This is a genomic window from Streptococcus oralis subsp. oralis, from assembly GCF_002096435.1.
Taxonomy (GTDB): Bacteria; Bacillota; Bacilli; order Lactobacillales; family Streptococcaceae; genus Streptococcus; species Streptococcus oralis_AA.
This window is the reverse complement of the sequence record NZ_NCUI01000024.1, coordinates 286,066-312,839: the sequence shown is the minus strand read 5'-3', so window position 1 is coordinate 312,839 and position 26,774 is coordinate 286,066. Positions and strand designations below refer to the sequence as shown.

At 40.1% G+C, this 26,774-nt stretch carries 28 protein-coding genes and 1 pseudogene; 3 read left to right on the top strand and 26 right to left on the bottom strand.

What is annotated here, in order from left to right; all coding sequences use genetic code 11:
• Positions 1-40 precede the first annotated feature (40 nt).
• The 16 genes and pseudogenes from lpdA to dhaK all read right to left on the bottom strand — a co-directional run bounded on the left by lpdA (position 41) and on the right by dhaK (position 14,093).
• Positions 41-1,744, bottom strand: a complete 1,704-nt coding sequence (gene lpdA, locus B7723_RS05040; RefSeq protein WP_084849678.1) for a dihydrolipoyl dehydrogenase — start codon at positions 1,742-1,744, stop codon at positions 41-43.
• Between the two features lie 41 nt (positions 1,745-1,785).
• Complete coding sequence (locus B7723_RS05035) at positions 1,786-2,829, bottom strand: dihydrolipoamide acetyltransferase (RefSeq protein ID WP_084849679.1); 1,044 nt, start codon at positions 2,827-2,829, stop codon at positions 1,786-1,788.
• A 108-nt stretch (positions 2,830-2,937) separates the two neighbouring features.
• Complete coding sequence (locus B7723_RS05030) at positions 2,938-3,930, bottom strand: alpha-ketoacid dehydrogenase subunit beta (protein WP_084849680.1); 993 nt, start codon at positions 3,928-3,930, stop codon at positions 2,938-2,940.
• Positions 3,931-3,946: 16 nt separating this feature from the next.
• Positions 3,947-4,915 carry a thiamine pyrophosphate-dependent dehydrogenase E1 component subunit alpha gene (locus tag B7723_RS05025; RefSeq protein ID WP_000105349.1) on the bottom strand — a complete coding sequence of 323 codons (969 nt, stop codon included), beginning with the start codon at positions 4,913-4,915 and terminating at the stop codon, positions 3,947-3,949.
• Between the two features lie 178 nt (positions 4,916-5,093).
• A complete protein-coding gene (locus B7723_RS05020; RefSeq protein WP_084849681.1) occupies positions 5,094-6,434 on the bottom strand; it encodes an MATE family efflux transporter in 1,341 nt (446 codons plus the stop codon).
• Positions 6,435-6,475: 41 nt separating this feature from the next.
• Positions 6,476-7,744 (bottom strand): dihydroorotase, encoded by a 1,269-nt coding sequence (locus B7723_RS05015; RefSeq protein ID WP_084849682.1) that lies wholly within the window; start codon positions 7,742-7,744, stop codon positions 6,476-6,478.
• A gap of 12 nt (positions 7,745-7,756) precedes the next feature.
• A complete protein-coding gene (locus tag B7723_RS05010; RefSeq protein WP_001135768.1) occupies positions 7,757-8,221 on the bottom strand; it encodes an NUDIX hydrolase in 465 nt (154 codons plus the stop codon).
• Positions 8,222-8,230: 9 nt separating this feature from the next.
• Positions 8,231-8,884 (bottom strand): uracil-DNA glycosylase, encoded by a 654-nt coding sequence (locus B7723_RS05005; RefSeq protein WP_084849683.1) that lies wholly within the window; start codon positions 8,882-8,884, stop codon positions 8,231-8,233.
• Between the two features lie 11 nt (positions 8,885-8,895).
• The gene (locus tag B7723_RS05000; RefSeq protein ID WP_084849684.1) at positions 8,896-9,651 is read right to left on the bottom strand and encodes a DUF4336 domain-containing protein; all 756 of its coding nucleotides are present in this window, start codon (positions 9,649-9,651) and stop codon (positions 8,896-8,898) included.
• A gap of 122 nt (positions 9,652-9,773) precedes the next feature.
• Positions 9,774-10,067: a hypothetical protein gene (locus B7723_RS04995; RefSeq protein ID WP_084849685.1), complete on the bottom strand. Its 294-nt coding sequence runs from the start codon at positions 10,065-10,067 to the stop codon at positions 9,774-9,776.
• 23 nt (positions 10,068-10,090) lie between these two features.
• Positions 10,091-10,783, bottom strand: coding sequence for a YjjG family noncanonical pyrimidine nucleotidase (locus B7723_RS04990; protein WP_084849686.1), 693 nt, complete (start codon positions 10,781-10,783; stop codon positions 10,091-10,093).
• A 123-nt stretch (positions 10,784-10,906) separates the two neighbouring features.
• The gene (locus tag B7723_RS04985; protein ID WP_084849687.1) at positions 10,907-11,119 is read right to left on the bottom strand and encodes a hypothetical protein; all 213 of its coding nucleotides are present in this window, start codon (positions 11,117-11,119) and stop codon (positions 10,907-10,909) included.
• A gap of 185 nt (positions 11,120-11,304) precedes the next feature.
• A pseudogene (locus B7723_RS10635) lies at positions 11,305-11,506 on the bottom strand (hypothetical protein); the annotation flags it as partial.
• Positions 11,507-12,132: 626 nt separating this feature from the next.
• A complete protein-coding gene (gene dhaM, locus B7723_RS04975) occupies positions 12,133-12,507 on the bottom strand; it encodes a dihydroxyacetone kinase phosphoryl donor subunit DhaM (protein ID WP_084849688.1) in 375 nt (124 codons plus the stop codon).
• Positions 12,507-13,082: a dihydroxyacetone kinase subunit DhaL gene (gene dhaL / locus B7723_RS04970; RefSeq protein WP_084849689.1), complete on the bottom strand. Its 576-nt coding sequence runs from the start codon at positions 13,080-13,082 to the stop codon at positions 12,507-12,509. Before dhaL ends, dhaM begins: the two co-directional genes overlap by 1 nt.
• A gap of 21 nt (positions 13,083-13,103) precedes the next feature.
• Positions 13,104-14,093 (bottom strand): dihydroxyacetone kinase subunit DhaK, encoded by a 990-nt coding sequence (dhaK, locus tag B7723_RS04965; RefSeq protein ID WP_084849690.1) that lies wholly within the window; start codon positions 14,091-14,093, stop codon positions 13,104-13,106.
• A gap of 153 nt (positions 14,094-14,246) precedes the next feature.
• On the opposite strand from dhaK, the gene dhaS reads away from it, so the two are divergent.
• Both dhaS and dhaQ read left to right on the top strand, forming a co-directional pair.
• Positions 14,247-14,777, top strand: a complete 531-nt coding sequence (gene dhaS / locus B7723_RS04960; protein ID WP_084849691.1) for a dihydroxyacetone kinase transcriptional activator DhaS — start codon at positions 14,247-14,249, stop codon at positions 14,775-14,777.
• Positions 14,774-15,763 carry a DhaKLM operon coactivator DhaQ gene (dhaQ, locus tag B7723_RS04955; RefSeq protein WP_084849692.1) on the top strand — a complete coding sequence of 330 codons (990 nt, stop codon included), beginning with the start codon at positions 14,774-14,776 and terminating at the stop codon, positions 15,761-15,763. Before dhaS ends, dhaQ begins: the two co-directional genes overlap by 4 nt.
• 97 nt (positions 15,764-15,860) lie before the next feature.
• Here the strand turns inward: dhaQ and B7723_RS04950 are convergent, their stop codons facing one another.
• The 5 genes from B7723_RS04950 to eno form a co-directional block, all read right to left on the bottom strand.
• Positions 15,861-16,400, bottom strand: a complete 540-nt coding sequence (locus B7723_RS04950) for a ClbS/DfsB family four-helix bundle protein (RefSeq protein WP_084849693.1) — start codon at positions 16,398-16,400, stop codon at positions 15,861-15,863.
• A gap of 126 nt (positions 16,401-16,526) precedes the next feature.
• On the bottom strand, positions 16,527-17,441 hold the full coding sequence (locus B7723_RS04945) for a peptidase (protein WP_084849694.1): 915 nt from the start codon (positions 17,439-17,441) through the stop codon (positions 16,527-16,529).
• Positions 17,442-17,623: 182 nt separating this feature from the next.
• Complete coding sequence (locus B7723_RS04940; RefSeq protein ID WP_084849695.1) at positions 17,624-18,460, bottom strand: AraC family transcriptional regulator; 837 nt, start codon at positions 18,458-18,460, stop codon at positions 17,624-17,626.
• 193 nt (positions 18,461-18,653) lie between these two features.
• A complete protein-coding gene (locus tag B7723_RS04935; RefSeq protein WP_000031476.1) occupies positions 18,654-19,148 on the bottom strand; it encodes a YkgJ family cysteine cluster protein in 495 nt (164 codons plus the stop codon).
• A gap of 125 nt (positions 19,149-19,273) precedes the next feature.
• On the bottom strand, positions 19,274-20,578 hold the full coding sequence (gene eno / locus B7723_RS04930) for a surface-displayed alpha-enolase (protein WP_000022821.1): 1,305 nt from the start codon (positions 20,576-20,578) through the stop codon (positions 19,274-19,276).
• A gap of 162 nt (positions 20,579-20,740) precedes the next feature.
• On the opposite strand from eno, the gene B7723_RS04925 reads away from it, so the two are divergent.
• Complete coding sequence (locus tag B7723_RS04925; RefSeq protein ID WP_084849696.1) at positions 20,741-21,187, top strand: DUF1694 domain-containing protein; 447 nt, start codon at positions 20,741-20,743, stop codon at positions 21,185-21,187.
• On the opposite strand, the gene B7723_RS04920 is transcribed toward B7723_RS04925, so the two are convergent.
• The 5 genes from B7723_RS04920 to B7723_RS04900 are packed head-to-tail and all read right to left on the bottom strand — an operon-like array spanning position 21,184 to position 26,713.
• Positions 21,184-22,299 (bottom strand): glycerate kinase, encoded by a 1,116-nt coding sequence (locus B7723_RS04920; RefSeq protein WP_084849697.1) that lies wholly within the window; start codon positions 22,297-22,299, stop codon positions 21,184-21,186. The two genes, B7723_RS04925 and B7723_RS04920, sit on opposite strands and share 4 nt — an antisense overlap.
• A 9-nt stretch (positions 22,300-22,308) precedes the next feature.
• Positions 22,309-22,953: a phosphoserine phosphatase SerB gene (gene serB / locus B7723_RS04915; protein WP_084849698.1), complete on the bottom strand. Its 645-nt coding sequence runs from the start codon at positions 22,951-22,953 to the stop codon at positions 22,309-22,311.
• A gap of 58 nt (positions 22,954-23,011) precedes the next feature.
• Entirely contained in the window at positions 23,012-24,445 is a 1,434-nt protein-coding gene (gene glgA, locus B7723_RS04910; RefSeq protein WP_049479324.1) for a glycogen synthase GlgA, read from the bottom strand.
• Positions 24,442-25,581, bottom strand: coding sequence for a glucose-1-phosphate adenylyltransferase subunit GlgD (gene glgD, locus B7723_RS04905; protein ID WP_000687052.1), 1,140 nt, complete (start codon positions 25,579-25,581; stop codon positions 24,442-24,444). The genes glgA and glgD overlap by 4 nt, the downstream gene beginning before the upstream one ends.
• The gene (locus tag B7723_RS04900; protein WP_000787250.1) at positions 25,571-26,713 is read right to left on the bottom strand and encodes a glucose-1-phosphate adenylyltransferase; all 1,143 of its coding nucleotides are present in this window, start codon (positions 26,711-26,713) and stop codon (positions 25,571-25,573) included. The genes glgD and B7723_RS04900 overlap by 11 nt, the downstream gene beginning before the upstream one ends.
• Between the last annotated feature and the right edge of the window lie 61 nt (positions 26,714-26,774).

Here is a 26,774-nt window from a genome sequence, read left to right as displayed (position 1 = left end):
CGTCCGTACTACTTTAAGAAAATTTAGTTGAAAATCTTATTTATTTTTTCTTAGGTGAATGGATAGCCATTCCTAAAACATCCGCAAATGCTTCGTACATCACTTCAGAGTATGTTGGATGTCCGTGGATGGTCTTAAGCATTTCTTCAACAGTGATTTCCATTTCAATAATGCTTGACGCTTCGTTGATCAATTCTGCAGCTGCAGGACCGATGATATGGACACCAAGGATTTCTCCGTATTTCTTATCTGCAATGACTTTAACGAAACCTTGAGCTGCATCAGAAGCAATAGCACGTCCGTTTGCTGCAAAGTTGAATTTACCGATAGCAACATCGTATTTCTCACGAGCTTGCTCTTCTGTTAAACCTACTGCTGCTACTTCAGGAAGAGTGTAAATGGCTGCAGGAGTCAAGTTGAGTTTCGCTACGACGTGGTTCCCTTTAAGCGCGTTTTCAGCGGCAACTTCACCCATACGGAAGGCTGCGTGAGCCAACATCTTGGTACCATTGATATCACCTGGTGCATAGATACCTGGAACAGAAGTTTCCATGTATTCGTTGACCTTGATACGACCACGGTCTAACTCAAACTCAACTTCTCCGATTCCTTCAAGATCTGGAACACGACCGATTGAAAGAAGGGCTTTATTTGCGATGATATCATCTTTTCCTTCAACTTTAATACGAAGTTGACCATTTTCCTCGATGATTTCTTGCAGTTTTGTACCTGTTAAGATGGTCATTCCTTTACGTTCAAGGATCAAGCGAAGGTTCTTAGAAACTTCAGCATCCATAGCTGGAACGATACGGTCCATCATTTCGATAACAGTTACTTTTGAACCAAATGTCATGAAGGCTTGACCAAGTTCGATACCGACAACTCCACCACCGATGATAACAAGGCTTTCTGGAACTTCGTTCATTTCAAGAATGTCGTCACTTGTCATCACGAGTGAAGATTCCATACCAGGAACATTGATCTTGCTGACTTTTGAACCACCAGCAAGGATGATTTTCTTGGTTTCAAGCAATTCTGAACCATTTACCAAGACGTCCTTATCTTTAGTGATAGTACCAACACCCTTATGAACTGTAACTCCGTAGCTGCGAAGAAGACCCGCAACGCCACCAACCAAAGTATTGACAACCTTAGATTTTGTCTCTAAAAGTTTATCCATATCTACAGTGAAGTTTGGATTTTCGATGACGATACCTCGGTTTGCTGCATGACCGATATTTTCGATGATTTCAGCATTGTGAAGGTAGGTCTTCGTTGGGATACAGCCACGGTTCAAACACGTTCCACCGAGTTCAGATTTCTCAACAAGGGCAACCTTCCCACCGAGTTGGGCAGCTTTAATGGCTGCAACATAACCAGCAGGACCTCCACCAATCACAACGATATCAAAGGCATCATCGCTCTTACCATCGTCGTTTGAGGCACTAGCTGCAGGTGCAGGTTTTGATTCTGGCGCAGCTGCGCCAGCTGTTGGGATGTTTTCCCCTTCTTCTCCAAGGTAACCGATAACTTCAGTTACTGGAACAGTTTCACCATCTCCTTTAAGGATGGCAATCAAGTATCCATCTTCTTCGGCTTCCAATTCCATGCTGACTTTGTCAGTCATGATTTCCAAAAGGATTTCTCCTTCTTTTACAAATTCACCGACTTTTTTATTCCATTGGACAATTTGTCCTTCTGTCATATCTACGCCGGCTTTTGGCATAATTACTTCTAAGGCCATGTCTTACTTCCTTCTAAATCTCTAAAATAACAATAGCTGACTTAAACCAACATTGAGATCGGATTCTCAATCAAGGCTTTCAAGTCTTTCATAAACTTAGCACCAGCCATACCATCTACAACACGGTGGTCAATAGTTAAACCAAGGCTCATGATTGGTCGGATAACAATCTCACCATTGACAACTACAGGTTTCTCGACTGTTGAGCTTACCCCGAGGATTGCTGAGTTGGGTTGGTTAATAATCGGACCAAAGGACTGAACACCAAACATTCCCAAGTTACTAATTGTGAAGGTTGAGTTTTGTAACTCACTTGGAGCCAATTTGCCATCCAAGGTACGACCAATCACGTCTTTAAAGGCTACTACTAACTCTGACAAGCTCATTTTTTCAGCATTGTAAACAACTGGTGTCATTAGACCGTTATCCATACCAACCGCCATCGCAAGGTTGACATAGTTATGAGTGATAATGGTCTTGCCGTCTTCTGTCAATGAAGCGTTGATGTATGGGTGTTTCATCAATGTTTTCACAACAGCGAGTGAAAGAAGGTCTGTTACAGTAGTCTTCTTACCAGTCGCTTCCATAATCGGATCAAGAACCTTCTTACGAAGGGCCAGCATTTCAGTCATATCAACTTCATAGTTGAGTGTGAAAGTTGGCGCAGTTAGGTAAGATTCAACCATACGTTGCGCGATAACCTTACGCATTGGTGTCATTGGAATACGCTCAATCTCACCATAAGGAGTGATATTGTCTGGAACTTCTTCCACTTTTTCGATTTGAGCAGGAGACTTGATGGTGTCGTTTTCGATATTTTCAGGAAGCAAGGCCAAAACGTCCTTCTTCATGATCTTACCACGATGACCCGTTCCTTGGATTTCCTGCCAAGCAATGTTATGTTCGAGGGCAATTCGTTTTGCAAGTGGCGAAATGCGAACCACGTTTGTGTCTTTATAAGTTTCCACGTCTTCTTTGTGGACACGACCGTTTGCACCTGAGCCAGAAACGTCGTAGAGGTTGATCCCTAGATCATTCGCTAACTTTCTAGCCGCAGGAGTCGCTCTTAGCTTGTCATCAGCCATGACCTCTCCAATTCTATACTAAGATATTTAGGACGAAAAGAGTTCTGCACCTAAAAGATACAAAGTTTCTCGTCTTTTTTATTTTATTTACATAACTTATATTATGTATTATTCTTTGTTATATGTCTTACGGATTGCTTCCTTGATGCTTTCAACTGTTGGAATCATTGCATTTTCTAAATTTTGTGCGTAAGGCATTGGCACATCCTCTCCGGCGCAACGGCGGATTGGTGCGTCTAGATAATCAAATGCTTCTGATTCTGAAATAATAGCTGAAATCTCTCCGATATAGCCACTTGTTTTGTGAGCATCGTTGACAAGCACCACCTTACCAGTCTTCTTCACTGAGTTAATGATGATATCCTTATCAAGCGGAATGAGGGTACGTGGGTCCACAATTTCAACTGAAATTCCCTCTTCTGCTAATTCTTCAGCAGCTTGAACCACACGACGAAGCATTTTACCATAAGTAACGACTGTTACATCTGTACCTTCACGTTTGATTTCACCAACTCCAAGTGGGATTGTGTAGTCTGGATCAACTGGAACTTCCCCTTTTTGGTTAAATTCTGACTTGTATTCAAGGATGATAACAGGGTTGTTATCACGGATAGAAGACTTGAGCAGTCCTTTCATGTCAGCAGGCGTACCTGGAGCTACAACCTTGAGTCCTGGAATGTGAGTGAACCAAGACTCTAGTGATTGCGAGTGCTGAGCCGCAGAACCAACTCCATTACCAGCTGCACAACGGACAGTCATTGGAACCTGACCTTTCCCACCAAACATATAACGTGTTTTAGCAGCTTGGTTGACGATATTGTCCATGGCAATAACCGAGAAGTCCATGAAGGTCATATCGACAATTGGACGAAGTCCTGTCATGGCTGCTCCTGCTGCTGCTCCCGAGATGGCAGCTTCAGAAATCGGACAGTCACGGACACGTTCTGGACCAAATTCTTCGAGCATTCCAACAGAAGTTCCGAAGTCTCCACCGAAGACACCGACGTCTTCTCCCATCAAGAATACATTTTCATCGCGACGCATTTCCTCAGACATAGCAAGGATAATGGTGTCGCGGAACGACATTGTTTTTGTTTCCATTTTTATCTCTTTCTCCTTAGTCTGCGTAAATATCTTCAAATGCTGATTCTAGTGGTGGGAATGGGCTTTCTTCTGCAAATTTAACAGAAGCTTCTACTGCTTCCTTGACTTGTGCTTGAATTTCTTCCAATTCTTCTGCACTTGCAATATTGTTTTCAATGAGGTATTTGCGAAGGTTTTCGATTGGGTCTTTTTGTTTCCACAATTCCACTTCTTCACGAGTACGATATTTACCAGGGTCAGATGATGAGTGACCAAGCCAGCGATAGGTTACACTTTCGATCAAGACTGGGCCATTGCCACCACGAACATGGTCTACAGCTTTCTTAAATCCTTCATAGACATCGATGACATTGTTTCCATCTTCGATAAACATTCCAGGAATTCCATAAGCAGCGCTACGTTGATGGATATGCTCCACATTGGTCATTTTCTTGATATCCGCAGAAATCCCATAACCGTTGTTAATGCAGTAGAAAATAACAGGAAGTTTCCAAATAGAAGCCATATTCACTGCTTCGTGGAAAACACCTTCGTTGGTCGCGCCATCTCCAAAGAAGCAGACAACGATTTTACCAGTATGTTGCATTTGTTGACTGAGGGCTGCACCGACAGCGATTCCCATACCACCACCAACGATACCATTGGCACCGAGGTTCCCAGCATCCAGGTCAGCGATGTGCATAGAACCACCTTTTCCTTTACAGGTTCCAGTGTATTTTCCAAGGATTTCAGCCATCATTCCATTGAGGTCAATTCCTTTGGCAATAGCCTGTCCATGGCCACGGTGGTTGGAAGTAATCAGGTCATCTGGGTTGAGAGCCAACATCGCTCCAACGTTAGCAGCTTCCTCTCCAACAGAAAAGTGAGTCATACCGGGAACTTTTCCCTTTTTCACTAACTGAGCAATTTTTAAGTCCATGCGACGGATTTCTTCCATCTTACGGAACATCTCTAGCAAAAGATTTTTATCTAAAGTTGACATAATCTTGCCTTTCTAACTTTGTACTTACCTTACTATTTTACCTTTTTTAGTATACGCTGTCAAAGTATATGGTTAATAAAATTTCACAATATAAAAAAATAAATCCCTGTTAAAACAGGGATTCTCTCTAGTTAGAGTATTTTTTCACAAAGTCGTTTTTCAGGATAATTTCTTAAAATTAGCTCAATCTTTTCATTACAGTTTTCAAACGCCATTGGTACAAACAACCAGAAACAATCAAGCTGGCAATTAACCCAATCCAGTAGGCAAATGCCCCTAAGGCAGTTGCTTGATCTAGTAGATATCCTAGTGGTATCGCTACTCCCCAATATCCAATTAAGCCAAGATAGAAAGGAACGATAGTGTCCTTATACCCTCTTAAAATTCCTTGGAGCGGAGCCGCAAAGGTATCAGCTAATTGGAAAAAGAGACTGTAGGTTAGAAATACAGCAGTTGTTTCAATGAACTGAGAGTCATTCCCATATAGACTTGCTACACGATCTCTAAAAATGTAGAGGAAGGATAGGGTAAGACAAGCAAAAATAAGGGCTGTTATTCTCCCCAGACGAGCATAGGTTTTTGCATCCTCAAAACGTTTAGCCCCCACCTCGTAAGACACAACAATCGCCATAGCAGAGGAAATACTCATGGGAAAAGCATACATGAGAGTTGAGAAGTTCATGGCTGACTGGTGACTAGCGATGATGAGCGATGAAAACTTAGCCATGATTAGTCCCACCACGGAGAATATAGCTACTTCAGCAAATACGGTTCCTCCGATTGGTAGACCTAATCGAACACCTTCCTTGATTTTATCTATATTGAGTGGAATGCGTTTTTCAAGATGTAACGCTTTTAATCTTTTTTGTTTGAACAAAACAAGAAGAGAAATCCCCAATAAAACCCAATATGCTAGAGAAGTTCCTAGCCCTGCTCCTGCGCCACCAAGCTCTGGAAAACCAAGGACTCCATATATCAAGAGATAGTTAAAACCACTATTTAGCGGAAGTAATAGGAGCATCAGGTACATAGATAGCTTGGTCAAACCAAGAGAATCTAACAATGACCGAATAACACTAAAAAGCAACAAGGGAATAATCCCGATAGACAAATACCAAAGATAAGAAACTGCAACTACCGCCACTTGAGCTTCTAGTCCAATATGGTTTAAGACAGGCGGTGAAAAGAATATTACCATGCCAAGCAAGACCAAAGACAACCCGAAAGCCAAGTAGATGAATTGGTAAAAGTCAGATGCCACTTCTTCCTTTTTGCCTCGTCCCAGATGATGGCCTATGATGGGAACCATGGCCGAAACAATCCCTGTTAAAAAAGTAAAGAAAGGATTCCATAGACTAGTTGCAGTTGATACTCCCGCCAAATCCATGGTATTGTACTGCCCAGTCATGGTTGTATCGACAAAAGAGGCAGAATAATTAGCAAACTGATAAATCAGGATAGGAAAAAATATCTTAAGAAATAAAATAAACTTATCTTTAAATTGATGGGTTGGATACATGAACGCTCTCTATTCTTTTCAATTTAAGAGCAGAGTCCCATCTAGTTTTGGTAGACGATTTGTCCCTTACAGATAGTATACTTGACCTGCCCTTTTAAAGTTTCACCGATAAATGGTGAATTAGCTGCTTTTGAAGCAAAGTGTGAGTCCACAAGGCGATCAGCCTTGGCATCAAAGATAGTGATATCCGCTGGACCATTCTCAGCCAAGTAACCAGCTTCAAAGTTGTAAAGTTTGGCTGGATTGACAGTCATTTTTTCAAGCAATTCCATCAAGCTCAACTCACCAGCTTCCACCAAATAAGTCAAACCAAGAGAAAGAGAGGTTTCCAAGCCAGTCATACCAGATGGCGCTTTGGTGATATCTTCTACATTTTTCTCATCTGCATGGTGAGGCGCGTGGTCTGTTGCGATAACTGTGATAACACCTGACTTGAGACCTTCGATAACAGCACGACGGTCTGATTCCAAACGAAGTGGCGGATTCATCTTAGCATTGCTTCCTTGAGTTAAAAGAAGAGCTTCTGTCTTAGAGAAATGTTGTGGCGCTACTTCTGCTGTGACCTGCGCACCTAGTCCTTGAGCAAACTCTACTACCTTGACACTTTCTTCCTTAGACAAATGCTGGATGTGAACATGGGCCTTGGTTGCGTAGGCAATCATGACATCACGCGCAATCATGGCGTATTCTGCCACCCCTGTCGCACCACAGATTTTGAAGTGGTCTTTAGCGATGTTTTCGTTGAAACCAAGAATTCCATTCAAACCAGGATCTTCCTCGTGAAGACAAACAAAGGTACCTAGTTTCTTGGCAGTTTCCATGGCTTCCTTGACAACTTTACTACTTTCAAGTGGAATACCGTCATCAGAAAAACCAACGGCTCCAGCTTCCAAAAGTGCCTTAAAGTCTGTCAAGTCTTGGCCATTAAAATTTTTAGTAATGGTCGCAACCGTCTTGACATTGATTTGTTCCTTGGCAGCAGATTGGAGAACTTCTTGCAAAGTTTCCACATCCGAGATGGTTGGACTAGTATTAGCCATCATGACGACAGTTGTAAATCCACCTGCAGCAGCAGCTAGGGCGCCCGTATGGATGTCTTCTTTGTGGGTTTGACCTGGTTCACGGAAATGAACATGGATATCAACCAGTCCAGGCGCAACCACAAGACCAGTAGCGTCGATCACTTCTGCTCCTTCTTCCTTAATTCCAGGGGCAATTTTGACAATTTTTCCATCTTGGACCAAAACATCACAGACTTGATCCAACCCAGACTTAGGATCCATGACACGACCATTTTTGATTAGTAACATAGCTCTACTCCTTTATTCATAAAAATCAACTTGGGTATCCAACAATTTATCCCCATCATACACAAACTTAGCTGAAAAGAAGGGTTTGTCCTCTAAAAGCCACTCAACAAAGGTGTGATCCCCTTCCCAAGTCGGCTTGCTCAAGACTTCATCATAGGGAACCCATTCTAAGGTTCCCTCATTGCAGTCAATCAAGTCACCCTCAAACTCCGTCACCTTAAAAACATAGGTGTACCAGTCTAAATCTGGTGTGAATTCTGGAAAAGTGATAACACCTTTTAGAACCGGCTTGGCTTTGAGCCCTGTTTCTTCGAGGATTTCACGCGCTGCACATTCCTGTGGAGTCTCACCTCGCTCTAGCTTACCACCCACACCAATCCATTTGCCTTCGTGGACATCATTGGGCTTCTTATTACGATGGAGCATGAGCAGTTCTTTTCCGTTATCAATGTAGCAAATAGTCGCTAACTGAGGCATATTATCTCCTTATCTAAGCCAATCGATTGGCTCTTGTCCTGTCTCTCTTAAGAATGCATTAGCCTTGGAAAAAGGCTTGGAACCCCAAAATCCTCTGTAAACTGATAAAGGACTAGGATGGGCTGATTCGATAATCAAGTGGTGAGGATTGGTAACCAAGGCCTTCTTCTTGCGTGCATAAGCACCCCAGAGTACAAAGACTACAGGTCTGTCTAGATTATTGACAACCCGAATCACAGCATCTGTAAAAGGCTCCCATATCTGTCCAGCATGACCATTGGCCTGGCCAGCAGGAACGGTCAAGCAAGCATTGAGAAGTAAGACTCCTTGCTCAGCCCAAGACGTTAAATCATGGGACTTCTTAGCTCCGATGTCATCTGACAATTCTTTCAAGATATTTTGCAAGGATGGCGGGGCTGGGATAGAGTCAGGTACAGAAAAACTTAAGCCCTGCGCCTGACCTGGCCCGTGATAGGGGTCTTGCCCTAAAATCACCACCTTAACCTCTTCCAGAGGTGTAGTCAAGAGAGCCTGAAAAACTTTTTTCTTAGGTGGATAAACAGTTCCCTGAGCATAGACCTGTTCCATAAATTGATTGATTTTCCCAAAATAACCTTCAGGTAATTGCTCCTTAATCAAAGCATGCCAAGACGAATGTTGCATCTTTTTCTCCTTTACCGTATCCATCTAAAAGCACGTTTTAATTCATCTATACCATTCTCAAAAAAGCATAGACCGTGTGCAAGTATAATCTTATCAGGTTTCCAGTTTAACATGCGGTAAAAGGAAACCTTTGCATCTATTTGTCTCCTAAAAAAAGTCATACGATAATCGATAGGAGTTTGTCCATCAGGAGCTGTTACACGGGCTAAACGATAGATTATTCTTCGGATTGGACTAGCTATCTTTTCCGGTTCAAAATTCTCTATAAGGTCCGTTACAATGAGTGTTTTAGTCGATTTATGAAAAAACACCACTTCTTCAATCACAGAACTTCCCTTAAAAATAAGTTGATCAATCTCATCAGACCATAAGTCAGGAGACTCATCTGCTAAGGGAGAATCAAATTCTACCTTGACATTCTGACTTTTCACTCTCTCTTCAACTCCTGGACTAGACCATGTTTGCGCATGAGGATATCTTTTTTTCCAATCTGCAATATAGGCATAGTGAATCTTATTTGGAGAAATCAGGTAAGCGACTCTGCCCAAAGCATCCAGTTCAGTAAAGAGCTCCTCGTTTGGCGCGATTGGAGAATGAATCCAAAGTTTTCCATCGTTTAACTTTATCACTGTCATACGTGTCTGAAAAGGTAGTTTGAAGACCTTCATATCCATTTGTATCAAGTCACCATCTGCTATCCAGATATTTTGATCAACTTCCTTTAGTGTATACAATGGTTCATAAAGAGAAAGTTCTGGTCTTGCCATCGTTTACTATTCCTTCGTTTTTACTGCTTCTATTATAGCAAAAAGTGGCTATCTAAACCACTTTTTACAGTTCTTATATATACTGTTATTGACCCTATTATTTGACATTACTATTCACAGTATCAATCAGCCATTAAAAACTTTTCGATTGTATCAATAGAATAGGAAAGTTGATTATTTACAGACATCATCCGTTCAAGATTAGCGTCCATATAGTAGAGTTCAGATAAACCACCCCTAGGGAGAAAGAGTGAATAGTGGATATTCATCTTCTCTCGAGTACTTAACTCTATATGATTACTTATGATATACTTTAACTGTTTTAAAGAATTTACTTGAGCAACCACACCTTTTAACTGATACTGCTCGATGAGGTTTAGTAAATTGTCAATCTCTTCAATGACTTTAGTTTCCATATCATCCCCTCTTAGGAAAAGCACTAGATAGTATCCAAACAATCTAGTAAGTCTTGGTAAGAATGAACTTCGTAAGTCGGCTGGGCTTGCGACTCATTTTCTAAATGATGGGGATTGTACCAGATAGTATCGATCCCAGCATTATTGCCACCTTGAATATCAGCTGTTAGGGAATCTCCAATCATCAGCGTCTTTTCTTTATCAAATCCAGTTATCTTTTGACCAATTTTTTCATAGAACAGTGCGTCAGGTTTTTGTGTTTGCAACTGTTCAGAGATAAAGACTTGGTTGAAATAGGGAGCCAGACCAGATTGAGCCAAACGACCTGTCTGGATAGCAATAATCCCATTTGTCGCAGCATACAAATCATAATCACGCTTGATGAGGCTGTCCAAGAGTTCATGAGCGCCCGAAAGAGTTTGTCCCTGCTGGGCGAGATAAAACTGGTAACGCTGGGCAAGTATAACACCGTCCTTCTCCAGTCCAAAATGAGCAAATAAACGAGAAAAGCGCGTGTTAACCAGTTCTTGTTTGCTGATTTTCTTCAGCTCCAATTCCTTCCAGAGAGCCTTGTTCATAGGAACGTAATAGTCTTTATAAGCCTGAACATCTGCAACTCCTTCTTCTTTTAGAAGTTGCGTCAAAGCCACATCCTCAGCAGCATCAAAATCAAGCAAGGTGTGGTCAAGGTCGAAGAGTAGAAATTTGTAGGACAATTTGAAGTTTTCCTTTCTAAGATAAACAACTTTTACTTCATTCGGTTGTTTAATGTAAAAAATTAAACGTGGTAAAGTATAACAAAAATAATAGTTCCAATTGATTAACTAACTCATACTATTCTAGTCAAGTTTATTGTAGAAAAATCTTCTATAAATTCGAGCAATAGTCAAAATGAATACAGAAACTACCCCTATAATAGTTAAAACTGATTTCCCCACACCTGTATCATCATTTATTATGTAAGTGTGAAATAAAGGTGCTAGACCTAGCAAAACATATAAGATGTAGAAAGCTAATTTTATCTCACCAATACCAGTAATAAAATGTTTCATTTAAATATTCTCCTTTTAATTGAATATGATTAGGACATAATACTAACAAATAATCGTCAACTGCGTTTACAGCACTTTGTTACCTTGAAAAGGTATCCTTTCTCTACCTGATTTGATTTTAAAGAGAACTAAGATTTAACCATCTTTATCTCACTTCTTATTTTTTAATAATTCATACTCTTTTTCATTGAGTTTATAGCCATACAAATTGATACTATTTTATTCTTCACAGAGTATATAGGTAGCGATACTATCGAATAGAGAAACGCTGAAAAAAAGAAGCAAGAAATACTCAGTACTGCTAATTAACAGCACTCTTAATGACAAAAATAGATAGGCACCCCACACAATGGTATGTGCTTTACGCATTGATTCTAGATTACTCATCTACCTACTCCTAAATCTATTTTTAGTTCACATTCTCTTTCCAACAAGTCACAAACGTTTCATGATATTTCCTTCTTCTACATTAGGTAGAGTTCAAATACATTTTTTGCAAGTGAAAATACAATTGTTATTAGGAGACGTAAAATATCTTTTCATCCCTCTTCTATACTCATATAAAAGGTATCAATTTAATGATAAGGCTTTCTTTGACTTTAGACTACCATAAAACAAGGAATCTTTCAACAAAATTCATTGGTAAACTACTATCCTATACAATTGACAGCCTAAATCTTTCAGAATAGAACAATCCTAACTATCGAATGCCCTAACTTCATAAATATCTTTGTAATTCTAGACCTAGAATTCCTATAAACTAAATGTTTTCGCACTATTCTAAGCCATTGATTGCCTTAAATTTTAATTTTTAAAGAATTCTAAATCTAGAATAGTCCCATCACAATCAGTTTTGATTGATTCACAATTTAGAAACACTCTAGCTTTACTCCTGTTAAAATAAAAAGGAACTGCATAAAGCAATCCCTTTCTGATTTTGAAATTATTTACTTAAAATTTGATAGTTGAGATAATCAATAGCCCACCTATAAAAAGAGTTATAGTAAAATTCCTTATTTATTGATTTCAAGCTCCGAAAACTGTGTATGAATAACTGACAGTTCTGCTCCAGCCTGAAGAAGAGCAGCTGCAGTATAGGCACCTTCTACAATTGGAACCCTGTTGATGATGATACTTTTATCACTGAAATCAGCCACCATTTCTAAGTTCATTTTAGCAGAACCTAGGTCAAAAAAAGCTAATAAAGTATCTGCTGGATTTTCAGAAACAACCCTATCTACTTGATCAAAACTTGTTCCAATTCCTCCGTCCTCGGTTCCTCCTACATAAGTAATCGGGACATCTTTTGCTACTTCACTAATCAGTTCAACAAGACCTTGTGCAATGTGTTTGGAATGTGAAACGATAACAAGACCAATACTTCCCATTAAACCACCTCAGTTTCTAAAAGAGCAGTAAAGAGTAATCCTGATGAAAATGATCCTGGATCAATATGTCCAAGAGAACGTTCTCCTAAATAAGATGCTCTTCCTTTAGTTGCAAGTAAATCTTTGGTAGCATTCACTACCTGATCAATAACCTCTTGAGTCAACTGGCCATCAGACAAGGCCGCAATAACAGGAGTCCAAACATCAACCATTGTCTTTTCTCCAACTTCTGCTTTCCCACGTTTGACAATCATATCCAAACCACTTTGTAAGATTTCTTCTAATTTCGAATTTGAATCAGCCTTGGCCATGCCCATAAAAGCAGAGCCATACAAGGGACCAGAAGCACCGCCTACCTTACTCAGTAGTTGCATTGAGACAAGTTTAAAAACATCACTGCTGGTCTCAAATTGCTTTCCTTCTATGTTTTCCATAACTGCAGCCATTCCACGCGCCATATTTCCACCGTGGTCTCCATCCCCTATAGGAGTGTCTAACTCACTAAGGTAATCTTTCTGTTCTTGAATCTTTTCATTAAAAAGCTTCATCCATTCAAGTGCTTGTTCAGCATTCATTTGACATTTTCTCCTTGAGTTTTACCAAGCTGGTGTAGTAACAGGGGCATTTAGAGCATCCAACCACTCATCATCTGCCAATCGAATCAATGTTAATGACAAGCCAGCCATATCAATTGATGTCATATAGTTTCCAATTTTCTTAAATGCCAACTCAACACCTTTTTCATGGAGTAATTTAGCCACATCATTTGCAAATACATATTGCTCCATAAGAGGAGTGCTTCCTAAACCATTGATGAGAAGCCCATAGCGTTCACCAGCCTTAAGTTGGAAACCTTCAGATAATTTTTCAACCAATTCTGAAGCCAATTGTGCTGAAGGTTGCATTTTCTCTTTCTTATATCCCGGCTCACCATGAATACCAACACCATATTCAAATTCATCATCTTCTAAAACAAATCCTGGTTTCCCAACTTCAGGAACGGTTGCTCCAGACAGGGCCAGCCCAATTGTTTTAATTTCTAACACAAGTTTATCGGCCAAGTCCTTCATTTCAGCTAATGATTTACCAGAACGAGCCGCATCTCCCAAAATTTTATGGACTAATATAGTACCTGCGACACCTCGACGACCTTGGGTATAGAGGCTATTTTCAACCGCAATATCATCATCGACTACAACACTTGCTACATCAATACCTTCCATTTCAGCAAGTTCTTGTGCAATTTCAAAGTTCATAATGTCACCAGAATAGTTCTTGATGACCATGCAAACTCCAGCACCTTCATCAGCCGCCTTAATGGCTTCTAAAATTTGGTCCGGAGTAGGTGAAGTGAAGACTGCTCCACAAATGGCAGCAGACAACATTCCATCTCCTACAAATCCAGCATGACTTGGTTCATGTCCTGAACCTCCACCTGAAATGAGTCCAACTTTTCCTGTCTTTTCTGCCTTTCTAACAATGACATCAAAGCCATCTAAGCGTTCTACCAAGTCATCATGCATGAATGACAATCCCTGCAACATTTCATCAACAACTTGTGTCGGTTCATTTATAATTTTTTTCATGAGAAACTCCTTTTGGCATGTACCTTTGTTTTCGCTTTCATTATATATTTTTTATTGCTGGATGATAAGGGACAGATTCTATTATTTGTCCCCTTTTAAACCCGTTTAAAACATTTTTTTGGTAAAATGAAGTAAGTAACAGAAAGGCTTCCAATGGCATCATCACTTATTACAAAAAAACGGATTGCCAAGGCATTTAGAGACCTATTACCTACTAGAGATTTTGACAAAATCTCCATTGTAGATATCATGGAATCAGCTGGCATTCGTAGACAGACCTTTTACAATCACTTTCTTGACAAATATGAACTGCTAGACTGGATATTTGAAAATGACTTAACCGAGTATATCACCAATAACTTGGACTTCATTTCGGGCCAAAAACTATTACAAGAATTATTTTTTTATTTCGAACAAGAGCGTGACTTTTATATTCAACTTTTTGATATTCAAGGGCAAAATAACTTTTATGACCACTTTATCAGCTACTGTCGCTTGCTTGTATCAAAAATTTTAAGAGAATACGGTCAGATTGATATCGATTCTTCTGCTTATACTTGTTTTTTGTTAGACTACCATTCACATGCTCTAGCAGAAATCGTGAAAGCTTACGTCAATAAAAAAAGTCCAGTTCCACAACCAGACTTTCTAATCATGACAATTATTGGAAAGAGACCACAATGACATTTATTTCAAATCATAAACAGAAAATTATTTCAAGTTACATTTCGGCAACTGTCAGCAGTCATCCTAAATTAGAAAAGCACCCTACCTTACCATTAGTCTATCAAAAAAATCGCAATCCTCATCAGGTTCCAATATTGTCGGGTGGAGGTTCCGGTCACGAACCTGCGCATATTGGATATGTGGGAGAAGGAATGCTTACTGCTGCTATCTATGGCCAATTATTTACTCCTCCTACAAGAACTGAAATCTTAGAGTCCATTCGTTTTTTAAACAATGGTCACGGTGTCTTCATCATTGTAAAAAATTTCGAAGCAGACATCAAAGAATTTAGCTCGGCCATTAACACTGCTAGAAAAGAAGGAATTAAAGTCGGCTATAGTCTAGCACACGACGATATTTCAATTGAACCTCACAATAGATTTCAAATTAGAGGAAGAGGGCTTGCAGGGACAATCTTACTTCATAAAATCCTAGGATTTGCAGCTCAAAATGGTACCGACATAGAACAACTAACCGATTTAGGTCATCAACTTGCTCCCGAAATCGCAACGATTGGCTTTGCAACGAAATCCGCTAGTCTACCCCAAACCACCCTTCCACTATTTAGCTTGGAAGAAGGAAATATTTCTTATGGCATTGGGATACACGGTGAAGAAGGTTATCGTATCGTCCCATTTCAATCTTCGGAAATCCTTGCAAATGAAATTATAAGCAAATTAAGATTGCACTATCATTGGAAAAATGGGGATCAATTTATATTGCTTGTAAATAATCTAGGCACTACTACCAACCTAGAAATGGGGATATTTATCAATGATCTCCTTCAACTCTTAGAAATTGAAGGAGTCACTATTACCTTTATAAAATCAGGAACATTTATGACCAGTTTGGATATGGCAGGTATATCCGTAACTCTTTGCCCTGTAAAAAATAAGCAATGGCTAGAAGCCCTCAATGCTCCAACGACAGCTTTTGCATGGTAATCTGCTTGTATAACTCAAAAGGGCTACATCACTTGATAGCCCTTTGCTTTTATCTTACGTTTAAAAGAACTGATTCTTGCCATTTCAAACAGTCCATCTATACCTTACAATTTTTCTGATGAGCTTTGAGTTTTTTCAGAGCCCAGTCATAGTGACTGGAGGTGCTACTGACAAAGTAGGAACCTAGACTTGTCCCACCCGTCCATTTATAGGTACCTTTTGTGAACAATTCGTCATTGCTGAAGCCTTCCATTAACTCTAAAACCTTTTTATGCGATTGATTGAGGAGTTTGGTCGCTTCTTCTACGGACGTTTTCTGATGCTTCTTCCAAATAGCGACATTCATTTCCCCATAAGTTTTCCAATTATAAGGTTCAGGGAGAAAAGTTCTTTCTTGACCTTTTTGATTAGAATGTACCCAAGTTAAAAGTAATTGCTGCCATTCATATAGATGGATCAAAACATCCCGTAGATTTTTATCTCTATTCCAGTGAGCTTCTTTTTTCTTTTGGTCTTTTGAAAAATCAAAAGGAGTCTGTAGCTCCTCTTCACTTAATTTAGATATAAAGTGATTGAGCTTTTCATAGTTTTCCTTAGAGGCTAACACTAGCTCCTCTTTCGTTTTTGGTCTAGGCATGGGAGTTCTCCCTTCATCTTCAACTAGAATAAGCTATTTTCTTACTTCATTATACCATAATCAAAAAGCAGTTCTTCATTTTACGAAAAGCTGCTTTTACTAACTATTTTTTTATGCTTATAGTCACTACTTTACATATAAATCTCTAAAACGACCATCCACTTCAGCCATCTGATAAAGCAAGTGGGCTAGTTCTTGATAATCTTCTTTTAAACATGAAAGATGGGCTTGGCTAAATAGAGTAGCCAATTCTTCTTTTAATCTTGCCCCTTTCGGATCATGATCTTTTAAGAACTTACTGAGATAGAGATTTCGAACAGCTGCAAGTTTAAAGCTAAAATACTGGTGCAGTTGTCTTTGCTCCGTATTTAAGCCGTTTTCAGCAACTACTTTTGCATAGCATTCCAACACACCACTTTGACCATTCAGATATCGGGTCTTCATAATCCTTGCTGTTTCTTGATAGATTTCAGTCTGACTAGGACTCTTGACCTTCTTAAAATTTCCCCACATGGAGTAGGCTCCGCGCTTATAGTCAATAGCCTCTGCCTTCCATGCTTCTAGTATGTCATTAAAAGCAACCTTCATACAGGCAAAACCAGCTGGATCGTGCAAATAGAGGTACTGATCATCAATGTCATACACGGTTACAAAGTGATCCACACCATAAAGGATTGTGTGATTGGGATTGTAGGTCAGATGGCCCATATCAAGAGGCCCCAGTACGACAGGTCCATTAGTCAGAAAGGTTTCCAACTTTCTTTTAATTTCTTCCAAATCAACTTCTGCTCTATCTTTTAGATAGAAATCCTCATAGTCAAACCCTAGTATTTTTAAGGAATGGGAGATAGAGAGATCTGGCATTCCGTTATCAAAGAATACTAGAGGGTGCTGGTCATCTTCCTTTACGATACTAGCGCCATTTCCCATTACCATGATTGCCTCTAAAAACTCTGCTTTAAAGTCATAACCATAGGCATCCAGTGCCATTGCCAATGAATAACTATAGCAAAGTGACACATCTCCAAAATACATCTGCATATTCTTGCCTCCTTATCTTCTATGGGACTATTATACCGAGAAAACTATTCGCATGCCCCATAAAATCCAAACAAAAAATATGGTCTGTTTGTTTACAGACATGAATGTCAACAATTAAAAACTCTGTAGAGATTCTTTCTACAGAGTTCGATTTGCATTTTTATAAATTGTCAGAAAATGATCTAGTTCTTAATCACTGGTATCCAGAGTTCCATTTGATAGTCTGGTGACGACATGTCACCTTCGGTATAGACTTCAAAGTCTGGCGCTCCTGAGTGGCGATAGCCTGTTTCTGGGAAAAAGACCTCCAAGGCATATTTCCAAGCACTGTGAATGCTAGCAGGTATAGGGCCTTTGACTGGTACGATAGCATATTCAGCGGCTGGGATATCTTTGATGGACAGACCTAGTTCTTCTGCTTTAGTTTTATCCGTCACATCGTAAGCAGCCATATAGTCGATAATTTCACCTTCTTTGACATCCGAGCAGACGCCAAGGGATTGGCCGCTACCCAAGCCTTCTAGGCTTTTAATACTGTGAGTTGCATAGAGTTTCTCCCAAGCAGACGGGCATTTGCTATTGTCAATAGCTTCCAATAGGACACCTGCCACGATAAATGCAGGCTTCTTTTGAATCTTGATATCCATGTTCTTTCCTCCTGTAATCTTTAAGGATAATTGAAGTATAGGAAAGATTCGATAAGGTTTTCCATTTCGAACTTCTGAGGGAGTTGCACCATGGAATTTCTTGAAGGCTGTGCTGAAGGCGTCAGAAGACTCATAGCCGTATTTCATTGCTATATCAATGACTTTCTCAGAGCCTTCCCGCAAGTCTGTCACAGCTTCTGATAGCCTGCGATTGCGCAAGTATTCTGCTAATGTCATATCTGCCAGGATAGAAAATAACCTGCTAAAGAGAGGGTAAGAATAGCCCGATAGCTGCTGAAATCTTTTCATATCCACTTCTCCAGTCAGTTGCTGCTCCAAATAATCCATAGTTTGATTGAATTGATGCATCATATTCTTCTTTTCTTACCTCCATAAGATACAAAGGTCATTAAAAGCAAAGTGAAAATAGGAAAATTAACGCTGGTTCTAGGTAAGTTTTTCTTTTTCGCATAGCTTTTAGTTCGTGTTCAATTCTATCTATATTCTAACAAATACAAGATACTTCCACCCTAGAATCTTTGTACAAGATTTAAAGGTGTAAATTCTATAACTTATCTTTTAATTTCTCAACAAAGAGATAGGCTGCAGGGCAGGTCAAGGTATTCTTAATCGTCAAATGGTTGATTTGGTGGATCTTTTTACGATCTGTATGGGGGAATTCACGACAGGCCTTGGGACGAACGTCATAGATGGAGCAGAGATTGTCTCCTCCTAGAAAGGGGCAAGGCATGGATTTGAAAACTTTATCACCATCTTCATCCACCTGAAGGAATTCCGCTTCAAAAGCCGGTAATTTCATCTTAAAGTACTTAGCAATACGGGTAATATCTGCTTCTTTAAAGTCGGGCCCCAAAGTCTTGCAACAGTTGGCACAGGCAGTGCAATCAATCTCAGCAAAGACTTCTTGGTGGATCTGCTGAGCTATCTTATCTAGATTCTTTGGTGGCTTTTTCTTTAGATTAGCTAACACTTTACGATGCTCCTTCTGCTTTTGCAGTGCTAATTGATGGTAATACTCAATATCAATCTCTTTAGACATAATTTCTTCCTAATACAAGTTTTTAGTCTATTATACCATAAACACTGCCCCCTTTTTGCCCCCTGAACAGAAAAAAAGCCCTTCGGAAAAAATCCGAGGGGCTAAAAACGTTGTTAAATCAACGATTATTTTTTAAGGTTGTAGAATGATTTCAATCCACGGTATTCAGCTACTTCACCAAGTTGGTCTTCGATACGAAGCAATTGGTTGTATTTAGCAATACGGTCTGTACGTGAAAGTGAACCAGTCTTGATTTGTCCTGCGTTAGTTGCAACTGCGATGTCAGCGATTGTTGAATCTTCAGTTTCACCTGAACGGTGTGATACAACGGCAGTGTAACCAGCTTCTTTCGCCATTTCGATAGCGTCGAATGTTTCAGTAAGAGTACCGATTTGGTTAACTTTGATAAGGATTGAGTTAGCAGCACCTTCTGCAATACCTTTTTCAAGGTAAGAAGTGTTTGTTACGAAGAAGTCGTCACCAACCAATTGAACTTTACCACCAAGACGTTCAGTAAGAGCTTTCCAACCGTCCCAGTCGTTTTCGTCCATACCATCTTCGATAGTAATGATTGGGTATTTGTTTACCAATTCTTCAAGGTAGTCGATTTGTTCTGCAGCAGTACGTACAGCTGCTCCTTCACCTTCGAATTTAGTGTAGTCGTAAACTTTACGTTCTTTATCGTAGAATTCTGACGAAGCACAGTCAAATCCGATAAATACGTCTTTACCAGGAACATATCCAGCAGCCTCGATCGCAGCAAGGATAGTTTCAACACCGTCTTCAGTTCCTTCGAAACGAGGAGCGAATCCACCTTCGTCACCTACGGCAGTTTCCAAACCACGTGATTTAAGGATTTTCTTAAGTGCGTGGAAGATTTCAGCACCCCAACGAAGAGCTTCTTTGAATGATGGTGCACCAGCAGGTACGATCATGAATTCTTGGAAAGCGATTGGAGCGTCAGAGTGAGAACCACCGTTGATGATGTTCATCATTGGAGTTGGAAGAACTTTAGTGTTGAATCCACCAAGGTAGCTGTAAAGTGGGATTTCAAGGTAGTCAGCAGCAGCACGAGCTACAGCGATAGACACACCAAGAATTGCGTTTGCACCCAATTTACCTTTATTAGGAGTACCGTCAAGTGCGATCATAGCACGGTCGATAGCTTGTTGGTCACGTACATCGTAGCCGATGATTGCTTCAGCAATGATGTTGTTTACGTTGTCAACAGCTTTTTGTGTACCAAGACCACCGTAACGAGATTTGTCACCGTCGCGAAGTTCAACTGCTTCGTGTTCACCAGTAGAAGCTCCTGATGGAACCATACCACGTCCGAAAGCACCTGATTCAGTATAAACTTCTACTTCAAGTGTTGGGTTACCGCGTGAGTCTAGGACTTCGCGAGCGTAAACATCAGTAATAATTGACATTTTTTACTCTCCTTTGAGTTAAATTTTTTACACCTCTATGATACCTTAAAAATAAGCGTTTTTCAAGAAAAAACGTTATCTTTGTGCAAATTTTCCTTAACTTTATAAAGTAATCGCTTTCTTTTGTCTGTTTTCTTGCGATTTTTGTGATATACTGTTTTTATGACAGATTTATCAAAACAACTACTAGAAAAAGCTCACGGTGGGCCGAAATTAAACCCTGACGAACAACGCCGCTATCTCGGGACTTTCGAGGAAAGAGTTCTTGGCTACGCGGATATCAGTACTGCCAATAGTTCTGAATTAGAACATGGATTTTTCTCTATTTTAGAGGGTTTTCAAGAAAAGGTAGAGGCACTTTTTGTGAAGATTTCACCAAATATCGAGTTTGACAAACAGGTCTTTTACTTAAAACAAGCAAAAGAAAGCAACTGTCAGGCGACTATTGTTTCAGATGATCATATCACCTCTCCTTTTGGTCTTGTCATTCATACAAATGAACCTGTTCAAGTAGACGAAAAAGACCTTAGACTTGCTTTCTCAAACCTCTGGGAGGAGAAAAAGGCAGAAGCTCCTAAAAAATCTATCTGGAAAAAATGGTTTGGTTAATGATTTCTCATATTTAATAAACGACCAATATTAGTAGATGTGTGCTCCAAATAGAGTCTTGCATTTTTTAGACTGTCTTCCAAAGGTTCACTTTTTTCTAAAATAGAAAAGGTTGCTTGTATATTTTCGAATGGTAGGGAAGGTAAATCATCAGCAAGACTACCACAAATAGCAATAACAGGAACTCCATTAGGGGTTCTTTTTGCTACTCCGATCGGAGCTTTTCCAACAAAGCTTTGACTGTCCAGTCTCCCTTCTCCAACGATAACCAAGTCTGCCCCTGCAACTTTCTTATCAAAATCAATCAAATCTAAACAAGTGTCAATCCCAGATACGATAGTGGCCTCAGCAAAGGCACAGAGCCCAGCCGCAATCCCACCGCCGGCTCCTGCTCCTTTAAGAGAGAGGGTTGATGGTGAAAATTTTTCATAGAACCGCTGTATAGCCAAATCTACTGTTTCAAACAAAGCAGGTTCCAAACCCTTTTGTTTTCCAAATGTATAGGTTGCCCCTTGATGACCACATAGAGGGCTCACGACATCTGCTAAAATTCGAATTTTCACATCTTCAGGAATCCTATACAACTTGCTATTTGAAACTGAATCGAACTCAAGCAAAGTCTGACCGCAAGCTGGCAATTCTTTTCCATTCTTATCATAAAAACGATAACCTAAACCAGCAGCGATGCCTATTCCACCGTCATTACTAGCCGTACCACCAACTCCGATATAGATTTCTTTCATCCCTTGATCAACGAGATGACGAATCAACTCTCCGATACCTTTGGTTTGGATGTGAAGGGGATTTCGTTTCTCCCGCGGAATCTTCCCAAGACCAACCAAGTCAGCAACTTCGAAGAGCGCTATTTGATCTTTGTGAAAGTAGCGCATGGATTCTTTTAGCCCAAAAGGCCCCGTAACCTCTTGCCATTTTTCTTCGAGTTCAAGAGAATGTCGGATAGCGTCTACAGTTCCTTCCCCACCATCACCTACAGGGCAAAGCAGACATTCTACATCTGCTATCGATTTTTGGAATCCTCTTTTTATAGCTTGAGCAACCTCTTCTGCCGTCAAACTTTCTTTAAAAGAATCGGGTGCAATTACAATTTTCATAGTTCCCTCTCATTCTAAGAAATCAATCAAAGGTAGAACTTCTAAAAAATCCCTCGTATCTACATGACAAGCTATCTCGGATTTTACGACTTCTTTGGCACAAAATGCAATACTCCATCCTGCTGTCTTTAACATCAAGAGGTCATTGGCACCATCACCGATAGCAATCGTTCTTTCTTTGGGAAGTTTCAGTTCTTTTTTCCATTTCTCAAGAGTATCTTGTTTTACTTGACCTGTCACAATTTCACCAACTAATTTTCCTGTTAAAAAACCGTCTTTGACTTCTAACTGGTTGGCAGAGAAATAGGAGATACCAAGGGATTCTGCTAATCTCTCAACTATTGGTGCAAATCCACCAGACACTAGACCGACTAGGATGCCCTTCTTTTGAAGTATGGAGATAAATTCTTGGGTATTCTTGGACAGATGAATGGATTTGATGACAGTATCAAAGACCGAAACCGGAAGGCTTTTTAACAAAGCTACCCTCGCTCGTAAACTTGTTTCAAAGTCCAATTCACCTCGCATTGCCTGGCTTGTAACCTGCGATATTTCTTCTTCACAACCTGCTTCTTTTCCTAAAAGATCAATCACCTCTTCTGCTATCAGGGTGCCGTCAACGTCCATGACACACAAGCCTTTTACTTGAGACATAAGCTTTCCTTTCTAAACAGCCCAAAAATCGTATGAAAGAATCATACGATTTTATCTATTAGTTGACTAAACTATGGTACAAGTCCAGGTAAGATTTGCAGGCTGTATCCCATGAGAAATCACATTCCATAGCTTGTTTTTGTAGATTTCTCCAAACTTCCGGCTGGTACTTATAAACATCCAAGGCTGTTTGGAAACTCCAGTTAAGCCAGTATGGTGTTAAATTATCAAAGCTAAATCCAGTTCCAGTTCCTTCGATCGGATTGAAGGATTGAACTGTATCACGCAAACCACCAACCTCATGAACCAATGGTAGAGTTCCATAGCGCATCGCCATCATTTGAGACAAGCCGCATGGTTCAAAACGACTTGGCATGAGGAAGAGATCACAAGCTGCGTAGATTTCTTGAGCAAGTTTGACATCAAAAGTGATATTTGCTGATAGCTTGTCAGGATAGACTTGAGCAAACCAAGAGAAGGAATGTTCAAAAGCCGGGTCACCTGTTCCTAAAAGGACTATTTGAACGTCCTCCTGTAAGAAACGATGCAAGCATTCTACCACAACATCAAAACCTTTTTGGCGTGTCAATCGAGAGACAATCCCAACTAGTGGAACATCTGCTCGCACAGGCAACCCAACTCTCTCTTGCAATTTTGCTTTGTTTTGAGCTTTTCCAGACAAATCTTCCTTATCAAAATGATAGTCTAAAAGTGGGTCTGTTTGAGGATTATAAAGATCTGCGTCAATACCATTAACTATACCTGAAACCTTACCTGACTCCATCCGAAGAATCTGATCCAAACCGCAACCAAACTGACTGGTCATAATCTCGTGCGCATAGCTAGGGGAAACGGTTGAGACACGATCCGCGTAGAGAATACCAGCTTTCATCCAATTGAGACAATCATTCCAGCGAAGGGTGCCATCAGCATAGCGTTCAAACCCAACACCAAACAAATCCCACAACATCCCTTCAGAAAATTGACCTTGAAATTCCAAATTATGAATGGTTAAAACGGTTCTGATTCCTTGATATGCCTGAATCCAATGGTACTTTTCTTTTAACAAGAAGGGAATCATGGCTGTGTGGTAATCATGAACATGGAGAAGGTCAGGGATAAAGCCAATGCGTTCCATGGCCTCAAGAGCAGCCAGTTGGAAAAAGGCAAAGCGCTCACCGTCGTCAAAATCACCATACACATGACCACGGAAGAAATAATACTGATTATCAATGAAGTAGAAGGTTACACCATTCAAGACAGTTTTTTTAATACCACAGTACTGTCTACGCCATCCTACACTAACTTCAAAGTGAAGAACATCCTCTATCTGGTCTCCGAACTTAGCTTCTACCATATCATAATAAGGCAAGAAAACTGCAACTTCGTGCCCCGCTTTTACAAGTGATTTGGGAAGTGCGCCAATGACATCGCCCAAACCACCTGTTTTTGAAAAGGGTGCTCCTTCTGCCGCTACAAATAAAATTTTCATGAATAAATGTCCTCTGTTACTGTTTCACCCTTCTTCACTACAACTGGATGCTCTGCTGTGCCTCGAATGACAACACCGTCCGCAACCTCAACTCCCTTATCCAAGATAGCATATTCAACCTGGGCACCTTGACCAATCACAACTCGAGGAAATAGAATGCTGTCCTTCACCACACTATCCTTGTGAACATAAATGTTACGAGATAGGACTGACTGAACTACTTCACCCTCAATGATACTACCAGAAGCAAACTGAGAAGTACTTACTTTTGAAGTATTCGCATAGTAGGTTGGTTCTTCATTCTTAACTTTTGTATAAATCTTTTGATTTGGTGAGAAAAGTGAGTAGAATTTTTTAGATTCAAGCATATCGATGTTTGCTTGATAATAAGACTGAACAGAATGAATGTTTGCTAAGTAGCCTGTGTATTCGTAAGCAAAAGCTCCTTCTTTTACAGCTAAATCGCGAAGAACATAGCGCAACTTTTCAGGATATTCTTTCTGAGCCTCTTCTTCAAGTCGTTCAATCAACCAAGGAGTGTCCACAACAAAGATATCTGTAGACATGTTGAAGAGTTCATCTGTAGATTTGTTATCAAAGAGTTTATGGGAACGAACATGGTCTGTTTCATCAATTTCCAAGATAGCATTCACATCAGAAATGTCTTTCTTGGGAAGTTTCTTATATACAACTGTAATCGGTCCTTTTGTTGTATTGTGCAGGTGAAAGACTTGATTCAAATCAATATTCACCAAAACATCGCAGTTAATCGAAACGGTTTGGTTTGAACCTGAACGTCTCAAGTAGGTGAGAAGCTGTTGGTAATACTCTTTTCCAACTGTACTGCTTTCAACACGAGTATTGTAAATTCCTAGATAGTAGTGACTTAGAAGGGTTGACAATCCCCACTCACGACCTGAACGGATATGGTCGAAAACTGAGCTGATATTATCTTGTTGGAAAATACCAAAGATACTACGAACACCTGCATTTGCAAGACTGGAAAGGGGGAAGTCAATCAAACGGTATTTCCCACCGAAAGGCAAGCTAGCTACCGGACGGTGTTCTGTTAACGTTGACATATCATGAAAACCAACTGTGTTTCCTAAAATGGCTGAATATTTATCAATCTTCATCTGTTGCTACCCCCACTACTTCATTGTATCCTACTACTTGTACTTCATCCGTTCCGTCAATCTCTACTCCGTCTGCAATAATGGCACCCTCACCAATAATAGCACGAGTAATCTTTGCTCCATGGCCAATGATAGCTCCACTCATGATGACAGAATCAACAACCTCGGCACCTTCACGTACTTGTGCTTCTGTTGAAAGAATCGAACGTTTAACAGTTCCATCTACAAAACATCCATCCACGACCAATGAATCTTCAACGTGTGCATGCGCACCAAAGTAGTTTGGTGGTGAAATCAAGTTTCTTGAGTAAATTTTCCACTGACGATTACGGCTATCCAAAGCATTTTCTGGCGAAATGTACTCCATATTGGCTTCCCAAAGCGACTCAATCGTACCAACGTCTTTCCAGTAGCCATTAAATTCATAAGCATAGACACTTTCACCAGACTCGAGATAGTTAGGGATAACGTTCTTACCAAAGTCTGACATATCCACATTGCTCTTTTCAGCAGCAACAAGCATATTGCGAAGCCGTTTCCAGTCAAAAATATAAATCCCCATAGAAGCCTTTGTAGACTTAGGTTGCGCAGGTTTTTCTTCGAATTCAACGATACGATTATTGGCATCTGTATTCATGATACCAAAACGGCTAGCTTCTTTGAGAGGTACGTCTAGGACAGCTACTGTCAAACTGGCATTGTTATCCTTGTGGGACTGAAGCATATCATCGTAGTCCATCTTGTAGATGTGGTCACCAGAAAGAATCAAAACATACTCAGGATTAACACTGTCGATGTAGTCAATGTTTTGGTAGATAGCGTGACTAGTCCCTTCAAACCAACGGTTTCCTTCGCTGGCTGAATAAGGTTGTAAAATAGAGACACCTGAATTGATACCATCCAATCCCCAGCTAGAACCATTTCCGATATGGTTGTTCAAAGCAAGAGGTTGGTATTGCGTAATCACACCAACATTATGGATTCCAGAGTTTGCACAGTTGGAAAGAGCAAAGTCAATGATACGGTAGCGCCCACCGAATTGCACTGCCGGTTTGGCAATGCTTTGAGTGAGTTTTCCGAGACGTGTTCCTTGCCCACCCGCAAGGATCAAAGCTAGCATTTCATTCTTCATTTTCTACTCCTTTATAAAGACATGTGAACGTTAAAATCGAAAGAAGGTCGGAAGTCAAACT